The 4472-nt window shown below is 54.1% G+C and carries 4 protein-coding genes; 2 read left to right on the forward strand and 2 right to left on the reverse strand.

What is annotated here, in order from left to right; translation table 11 throughout:
- Positions 1-2482 (forward strand): DUF4118 domain-containing protein (locus Q7T06_RS13125; RefSeq protein WP_304785251.1); only part of this gene is annotated, 2482 nt, incomplete at its 5' end.
- Complete coding sequence (gene kdpE / locus Q7T06_RS13130; protein WP_304785252.1) at positions 2479-3177, forward strand: two-component system response regulator KdpE; 699 nt, start codon at positions 2479-2481, stop codon at positions 3175-3177. The genes Q7T06_RS13125 and kdpE, both read left to right, overlap by 4 nt.
- Positions 3178-3248: 71 nt before the next feature.
- Here the strand turns inward: kdpE and dapA are convergent, their stop codons facing one another.
- On the reverse strand, positions 3249-4199 hold the full coding sequence (dapA, locus tag Q7T06_RS13135) for a 4-hydroxy-tetrahydrodipicolinate synthase (RefSeq protein ID WP_304785253.1): 951 nt from the start codon (positions 4197-4199) through the stop codon (positions 3249-3251).
- Between the two features lie 42 nt (positions 4200-4241).
- A partial coding sequence (locus tag Q7T06_RS13140) for a hypothetical protein (RefSeq protein WP_304785254.1) occupies positions 4242-4472 on the reverse strand: 231 nt, incomplete at its 5' end.

The raw sequence follows: 4472 nt of genomic DNA on the forward strand, positions 1-4472 counted from the left end.
TGCGTATCGCGACAAGACCATTTTCGAATTCGATATCGATGCAGCACTGGCGCGCAAGCCGGCGCTGATTTTGGTGGACGAGCTGGCGCACTCCAATGCGCCAGGTTCGCGTCATCCCAAACGCTGGCAGGATGTGCAAGAGTTGCTGGACGCCGGCATCGATGTGTTCACTGCAGTCAATGTGCAACACCTGGAAACATTAAACGATGTAGTCGGTGGCATCACCGGCATACGCGTCGCGGAAACCTTGCCGGACACGGTTTTCGATCAGGCAGATGAAGTCGTGCTGGTGGATATTCCCGCCGATGATTTGCTTGCTCGTCTGGCTGAAGGCAAGGTATATCAAGCACAACAGGCAGAACGTGCATCGCGCAATTTCTTCCGCAAAGGCAATCTGATCGCGCTGCGGGAGCTGGCCTTGCGCCGTACCGCTGATCGTATAGGCGATGACGTGCAAGCCTATCGGATAGAAAAATCCATCAATGGGGTGTGGAAAACGGATTCCGACCTGTTGGTCTGCATAGGCACTCGTGCCGGTTGCGAACATGTGGTCCGCAGCGCGGCGCAACTGGCCGGACAGTTGAACGCTGAATGGCATGCGGTTTATGTGGAAACGCCGCAATTACAGCGCCTGCCAGCGGCACGACGCGAGCATATCTTGAAGACATTGAAACTGGCGCAGGATCTTGGGGCGACCACGGCAGTCCTTTCCGGCGGCGATATTGCACGTGAGATTGTCAACTATGCGCGCAGTCATAATTTTTCGCGCATCGTGCTGGGTCGAGGGCATGCCAGATGGCTTTGGCAGACCTCTCATTTGAAGCGTATTGCGCGCTATGCGCCGGATGTCGATTTGATGGAAACCGGACAAGGCGACAATGAGTCTTCTCGGCCGCACAGTTTTGCCGAACGCTCAAGTATGACTGCAGATGAAACGACTGCCGACCTGAAAAACCATTATTGGCCTTACGCCTGGACAGTCGCGGCCTGTATTTTTACGACATTGATCGCAACGCCGCTGCTGCCGCATCTGGATCTGGCCAATATCGTGATGCTGTTTTTGCTGACAGAAGTATTGATTGCCGTCCGTTTCGGGCGCGGGCCGGCAGTCATGGCGGCATTTCTCAACGTGGCATTATTCGATTTCTTTTTCGTTCCGCCGCGGTTTTCATTTGCAGTCAGCGATGTACAGTATCTGGTCACTTTTTCCGTGCTGCTGGTGGTCGGATTGATAGTTGGGCAGTTGACGTCGGGATTGCGCTTCCAGGCAAAAATTGCCGCGCACAGGGAAGGGCGGGCACGCGCCTTGTATGAATTCGCACGGGAATTGTCGGGTGCCTTGCAAACCGAACAGATCTTCGAGATTACCCAATCCTTCATACAACGCACGTTCCGGGCACAAGCCTGGTTGCTGTTGCCGGATGATGCTGCACGCTTGTCCTTGCCGGCGCAGGCCGATGGCAACCGTGCTGGTGAATTGGATATCGGTATCGCGCAATGGGCGTTTGATCGCGCCACGCCAGCCGGCATGGGTACCGACACGCTACCGGCCAGCACTTATTTCTATCTGCCTTTGCTGGCGCCCATGCGTACGCGTGGCGTGCTGGCGATTCAACCAGAGAACCGGCGCTGGATTTTGATTCCAGAGCAAAGACAGCAACTCGATACCTTCGCCGCACTCGCTGCGATTGCACTTGAGCGCGTGCACTACATCGAAGTAGCGCAAGATGCGCTGGTGCGCATGGAATCGGAACGCTTGCGTAATTCACTGCTGGCAGCCTTGTCGCATGATTTGCGTACTCCGCTGACTTCGCTGGTAGGCCTGTCCGAGTCGCTGACGATGTCGAAACCGCCGCTGGCCAGCAGCCAGCAAGAACTGGCGCAAGCCTTGCACGATGAAGCGCTGCGCATGAGTAATCTGGTTGCCAATCTGCTGGACATGGCGCGCATACAAAGCGGTGAGGTGAAACTCAATTTGCAATGGCAGGAATTTGAGGAGGTTGTCGGCAGCGCATTGCGTGCCAGCCAATCTGCGATTGTTCGGCATGAAATCAAAACCAGGCTGGCGCAAGATTTGCCGCTGGTGCGCTTCGATGCGGTGCTGATAGAGCGCGTGTTGTGCAATCTGATAGAGAACGCAGCCAAATACACGCCTGCCGGTTCGCGCATCGTAATCGCGGCAGAAATCAGTGGCCGTTTCCTGGAAGTGGCCGTCTACGACAACGGTCCAGGCTTGCCGGCTGGGCAGGAAGATGCCATCTTTGAAAAATTCACGCGCGGTGAACGCGAATCTGCGACGCCTGGCGTTGGTCTCGGATTGGCAATTTGTCGTGCCATCGTCGAAGCGCATCATGGAACGATACGCGCCGCGCATTCGCCTGACGGCGGTGCCTCCATTAATTTTACCTTGCCGCTAGGCACACCTCCGGCCATGCCGGATATGGACGATAGCGACGCCACCATCCTTGGTCAAGCATCATGAGCGAAGCATTACCCATTGCACTGCTGGTTGAAGACGAGCCGCAAATTCGCCGCTTCGTACGCGCCGCGCTGGAAGAAGAGGGCTGGCAAGTCTTCGAATCGGAAACCATCAAGCGCGGCTTGATCGATGCCGGCACGCGCAAGCCGAATCTGATCGTGCTGGATCTCGGTTTACCGGATGGCGATGGCGTCGATTTCATCCTGGATGTGCGTAAATGGTCGGCTGTCCCCATCATCGTGCTGTCTGCACGCGTGAACGAAAGCGACAAGATCAAGGCACTTGATGCCGGCGCTGATGATTATTTAAGCAAGCCATTCGGCGTGGGAGAATTGCTGGCGCGGGTGCGTTCAACAGTACGCAGACATCGCAGGTCCGCGAATGACGAACAGGAATCCATTCAGTTCGGCGACGTCAGGCTGGACATGCAAGCGCACCTGGTAACCAAGGGAAACCAGATGGTGCATCTGACGCCGACTGAATATCGCTTGCTGAGTGTGTTGGCAACGAATGCCGGCCGTGTCGTCACGAATCCGCAATTGCTGCGCGAAGTATGGGGGCCGTCACATTCGGAAAGCAGTCACTATTTGCGCATCTACATGGGGCATTTGCGGCAGAAGCTGGAAGACGATCCGGCGCAACCGAAGTATCTGTTGACGGAAACTGCAGTCGGCTATCGCTTGCTGCTGCCTTTGTAATTTTATTTTCTTGTAATACATAATGCTGTTCGAGCAGATCATGACGATCTAGTCGAACGTTAAATTAATGGTTACAAGGATGCTTGAAATACGCCCTTGCTCAAGCTCATTTTCCCGCTCCATGTCGTGTTCGATCGAGCAGAGAATGTCGGTAAAGCCATTACATCTTCCAGAATGGACGCAAGTTGCTCCTGACCTGACTTCGACATGACGGTCATCGGCAAGCGTAAATTCTGTTGAATTTTTCCTTGCATCGCGAGTGCTGCTTTGATCGGACCTGGATTAGGTTCCGAAAACAGTATCTGTATCAAGGGCAGCAAGGCATTGAAGATTATCGACGCCTGTTCTGGCTCTCCCAGTTTCATCAACTCATAAATACGAACAAACAGATCGGGGCGGATGTGGGCTGCGGCCGAGATTGCCCCGTGCCCGCCTAGCGCTAGCGTAGTCAGTAGCAGAGCATCGTCACCGGATAAAACATTCAAGGACTTGCTATGAATGATCTCGGACAATTGCGCGACATTGCCGCTACTTTCCTTGATGGCGACAAAGTGCGGATCGCTTGCCAGCGCAGTGACGGTTTCCGTTGCGATGTTGACGCCGGTACGTGCAGGAATGTTGTAAATTACGATGGGTAGATCAGTACACGCCGCCACCGCCTGAAAATGCAAAAGGATGCCTTGCTGGGACGGACGAACATAGGAAGGTGGGGAAAGCAGAAAGCCTGTCGGCGCATATTGATTAAAGTTGGCTATTTTTTCAGCGACCACACGCGTATTGCTGCCACTTATGCCCATCAGAACGGGGCAACGTGCACCGACTGCTTCCATCAATGCGCACAACAATGCCGCCTGCTCATGCTCATCCAGTGCCGCCGCTTCACCTGTTGTGCCACATACGACGATGCCATGCACGCCATCATTGGCGAGGTCGTATGCAAGACACTGTGCCGCATCAAAATCAATCGCATCATTGTGAAATGGTGTGACGATGGGAACCCAGATTCCTTTAAAAATTGACATGGCTTTCTTTCTGACAAGGAAGATGATGGACTGGAGAGTAAATTATCTGTGTGTGATTTGACCGAACTCGACGCTTGGCAAGGAACGCATGATGGCATCCATGACCATATCTGTTGCCGTCGAGCTCAGGCACAGCCATACCTTCATCTTGGTAGCATGGGCAATCGGCTGGGTACGGATGAACACAATCAGTTCTCCGCATGTACGCATTAGCAGATGCCTTAGATCTGCAACGCAATCAGCCTTGATCGTGACAAGCATCAGGCATTTACG

Origin of the sequence: Herminiimonas sp., assembly GCF_030645555.1 — a bacterium.
Classification (GTDB): Bacteria; Pseudomonadota; Gammaproteobacteria; order Burkholderiales; family Burkholderiaceae_D; genus Oxalicibacterium.